The organism is Mycobacterium sp., from assembly GCF_032162605.1.
In the GTDB taxonomy this organism is placed as follows: Bacteria; Actinomycetota; Actinomycetes; order Mycobacteriales; family Mycobacteriaceae; genus Mycobacterium.
In genome coordinates this window covers 1-3797 of sequence record NZ_JAVROT010000496.1, presented here as the reverse complement: position 1 = coordinate 3797, position 3797 = coordinate 1, and the positions used below count along the sequence as shown (strand labels likewise).

5 protein-coding genes are annotated in these 3797 nt (G+C 63.5%); 3 read left to right on the top strand and 2 right to left on the bottom strand.

Annotated elements, in window-relative coordinates:
- Positions 1 to 132 precede the first annotated feature (132 nt).
- Positions 133 to 414, bottom strand: coding sequence for a hypothetical protein (locus tag QOI01_RS27615; RefSeq protein WP_526386345.1), 282 nt, complete (start codon positions 412 to 414; stop codon positions 133 to 135).
- Between the two features lie 105 nt (positions 415 to 519).
- Between QOI01_RS27615 and QOI01_RS27610 the strand changes: the two genes are divergently transcribed.
- Both QOI01_RS27610 and QOI01_RS27605 read left to right on the top strand, forming a co-directional pair.
- A complete protein-coding gene (locus QOI01_RS27610) occupies positions 520 to 852 on the top strand; it encodes a three-helix bundle dimerization domain-containing protein (protein WP_526386344.1) in 333 nt (110 codons plus the stop codon).
- A 126-nt stretch (positions 853 to 978) separates the two neighbouring features.
- Positions 979 to 2607 carry a phospholipase C gene (locus tag QOI01_RS27605; RefSeq protein ID WP_526386343.1) on the top strand — a complete coding sequence of 543 codons (1629 nt, stop codon included), beginning with the start codon at positions 979 to 981 and terminating at the stop codon, positions 2605 to 2607.
- A 401-nt stretch (positions 2608 to 3008) separates the two neighbouring features.
- Here the strand turns inward: QOI01_RS27605 and QOI01_RS27600 are convergent, their stop codons facing one another.
- On the bottom strand, positions 3009 to 3224 hold the full coding sequence (locus tag QOI01_RS27600; protein WP_526386342.1) for a hypothetical protein: 216 nt from the start codon (positions 3222 to 3224) through the stop codon (positions 3009 to 3011).
- Between the two features lie 320 nt (positions 3225 to 3544).
- Here QOI01_RS27600 and QOI01_RS27595 point away from each other — a divergent pair.
- On the top strand, positions 3545 to 3797 hold a 253-nt coding region (locus QOI01_RS27595), incomplete at its 3' end, for a hypothetical protein (protein ID WP_526386341.1).

Here is a 3797-nt window from a genome sequence, read left to right as displayed (position 1 = left end):
ATCTCCTTCGTCGACCCGCGGTCATCGTGGCTGGCGAGCAGGATCGATCCACCATCAGCCTGATAGCGGACCGAATGCACGAACGGGCATCTCGGCACATCTGATTTCATCGATTGCGCGGCCGTGCTGATGTTAGTGGATATTGCCAGCCGATGACACTGGCCGTCCATGCTCACGGGTTGAGGCATGGAGCGTTTCTGGGAACCGGCGATGTAGTCCGTCGATCAGTCGGTGCGCCTCATGCAATTCTCGGCGCAGCTCGCTCAGCAGGCGGCGATCGTGAGTGGCACCGCGAATCGAGACACGACGGCCACGGCACTCTGACTTGTCGATTTTCTGTGAGATCTCGGCGACATGCTCGTACAACGCCCCCAGCAGTTCCCGCGCCTGTGCCGCCCCGGTGTTTTCGGCCATCGTCGGATCCTCTCACCATCCTTAATGTGCGCCTGCTCACCGCGCAGGCTGCCAACAGGTGAGCCACCGGTTGACGGTTGACCTTGAAAGCAGCAAGCTGTCGGCATGGCCGAGATCAGCGAACAACTGTTGATCATCGAGGTTCAGCGGCGACTCACCAGCAAGTATGCGCAGCTACCGCCAGATCGGATTTCCCCTGCCATACAGAACGCATGCGCACGATTCGAGCACAGTCCGATACGAGATTTCGTGCCGCTGCTGGTCGAGCGGCGCGCGCTCGCCGACTTGGCCGGGCATGTTGACGACGGTCGAAATCTAGTCCGGGCCGTCGCGACTGGCCTAGATTTCAACCCTCGTCGACAGACCCAGGTGTCGATGCCCGGGGGATGTCGGCGCGGTGCTCACCCCGGACCCGCTCGGGTGGGGCGCCCACCCTAATGGCATCGGGGGTTTATCCAGGGTTGGTGTCGTATTTGTTGACAGTGCAGATGAGGTCTGGTGATGCTCGGTAGGCCGACTGCGACTTGGGTGGGGGGCCACGGGCGCCGACGATAAGGAACTCGAATGCCGTTGTTGTGGGCCTATCGTCGAGGTGTCCGCCGCTGTTGTGCCGTCGCCCTGGCCGCGATGCTTGGGCTCACGATGGTGTCGTGTTCGGCGTCGCCCAAGCCCTCAGGCCCGGCTCCCCAGCAGGGCACCGCCACGCCGATCCATCACCTGGTGGTTGTCTTCCAGGAGAATGTGTCGTTCGACCACTACTTCGGGACCTACCCGAACGCCGCGAACGTCGATGGTCAGCGGTTCACCGCCCGGCCGGGGACACCGCAGGTGGACGGGCTGACTCCGGAGTTGTTGACGCACAATCCGAACAGGGCGCAGCCGATGCGGCTGGGCGGGCCCGGCCAGCAGGTGGTGTGCGATCAGGATCACGAGTACACCGCCGAGCAGGAAGCCTTTCATGGCGGCGCGATGGACCAGTTCGTCGAACACACCGAAACCGCCACCTGCAAGCCGCCGGTGTTCACCGCGCCCGGCATGGTGATGGACTATTACGACGGCAATTCGGTGACGGCGCTGTGGAATTATGCGCAGCACTTCGCGATGAGCGACAACTCCTACAACACCACATTCGGCCCATCGACACCAGGCGCGGTGAACCTGATTTCGGGCCAGATCCACGGTGTGACAAAGGAATTCATGCCGAACGGCAAGTTTCCCATCGGCGATGTGATCGAGAACGCCGGCAACGGGCAGGGCACGGTGATCGGCGACGCGCAACCGTTCGGCGATGACTGCTCCAACCGGGATCAGGTGCAGATCAGCGCCGACAACAAGAACATCGGCGACCTGCTCAACGCCAAGGGCATCACCTGGGGGTTCTTCGAGGGCGGATTCAAACCGACCGAGTCCAAGCCGGACGGCACCGCGGTGTGCGGGGCCAGCCACAATGTGGGTGCCGCGCTGGGCGGCACCGGCAAGACGGGCGCGCTGGCGTTCGACGTCAAAGCTGACTACATCCCGCACCATGAACCGTTTCAGTACTACGCCTCGACGGCCAATCCGCACCATTTGCCGCCGAGCTCGGCCGCGATGATCGGTCAAACCGACCCGGCCAACCACCAATACGACCTGGCCGACTTCTGGGTCGCCGCCGACACCGGTCACCTGCCCGCGGTCAGCTACCTCAAAGCCCCGGGCTTTCAGGACGGGCACGCCCAGTACTCCGATCCGCTCGACGAACAGCAGTTCCTCGTCGACGCGATCAACCATCTGCAGCGGCTACCCGAGTGGAAAGACACCGCGGTGGTAATCTCCTACGACGACTCCGACGGCTGGTACGACCACAAGATGTCGCCGATCGTGTCCACCTCGGCTTCGCCGCAGGATGCGCTCAACGGGCCCGGCATCTGCGGCGACACGCAGGCCCAACCCGCGAAATATCAGGGCCGGTGCGGATACGGGCCGCGGCTGCCGCTGCTGGTGATCTCCCCGTACGCCAAAGCGAACTTCGTCGACCACACCCAAACCGACCAGACCTCGATCCTGCGGTTCATCGAGGACAACTGGAGGACCGGCCGCATCGGAGACGACTCCTTCGACGAGCGCGCAGGCACCCTCGACGCCATGTTCGACTTCGGGGCAGCCGCCCAACCGACAATGATGCTCAATCCCCAGACCGGCGCCCCGCAGTGACCCACGCGCCCATGTCGGCGGGTGGTTTCCTTCCCAGCCTCAGAAGCTGATTAGCACAACGCATTTCGGCGAAGTGGCCCACGACGGCGACGGCACCTATGGGCGGCGGCCGGCTACGGTCGGGATCCGTCGTTCGGCAACGGCCAAGAAGCGGCGGCGAAATCCGATCGGTACGAGCCGCAGATGTAGCTTGGGAGCGCCCTCGCGGGGCAGGCTCACCCGCTCCGCAGTCAACCAACTGCTCGACTGCTGCACATTCGCCGGCGTCGACCATATGCAGATATTCGCACTGCGTTCACCTGCCGGGCACGGCCGCAGCTCAAGATGCGAGGCGGCGTATTAGCCTCGGCCCCGCCACTTCACCTCCGGGTGGCGGGGCCGAATAGTGAGACCGTGGTCAATCAGCCGTCGCCGTGTTCGCGTTCAAAAGCGTCATACGCCGCCGCAATGCACTCAGCTTCCGCGTCGGGATGGTCATAGGCGACGACATCAATGGCCGCGCGAGTCCCCGGCCCCAGACCGCAACAGCCCGTGACGCGGCCACGAGTAAGGGCGAGATTGAGCAATTCCTGAAACGTCGTTCGCAGCTCATCCCGTGATGGCGTTTCGGATAACACCCGCGGCAGGTCAGGCGCGCATCCTGCCCAGGGACTGTAATCGCGTAAACCTTCGCAAGGCGTTTACATGCTCGTGAGGAACCTCAAGTCGGCGCCACTTGTCGCAGAGGCCCGAACGAAACGCCGCGAAGCAAGACCACAGTATGAAAATGGGCTCCTGATGTCCGCGGGCCGCCGGCTCCACAAATCAGTGCATCAACAGCGGCTATACAGAGGCGCTGAGTTGACCGTGCTCGATGCGGGTACACAAGCGGGGCATCCAGCGGATCCGGCCGAGAACGGTGACGCCAGGCGCGGAACGGTAGTGGATGGAGGATGTGATGGCTTCCGACAAGGTGGTCCAGGTTCGGTTCGGAGCGCCCGGCAATGTTCTGGAGGTTCAGGTCGGCACGGTAGAGGTGGACGTGCCCAGGTCGGTGGGGTATTTCGGTGGCCTCGCCGTTGCCGTGGCGGTCGGCTTGATCGAGCCGCCGCTGGCGCTGTTCATCGCCGCGGTACCCCTCTTCAAGTCGTTGACCAATACCGCCTTACCTAATGCGGTGCGCCTCGTCGGTGAGGTGCTTGAAGGCGCGG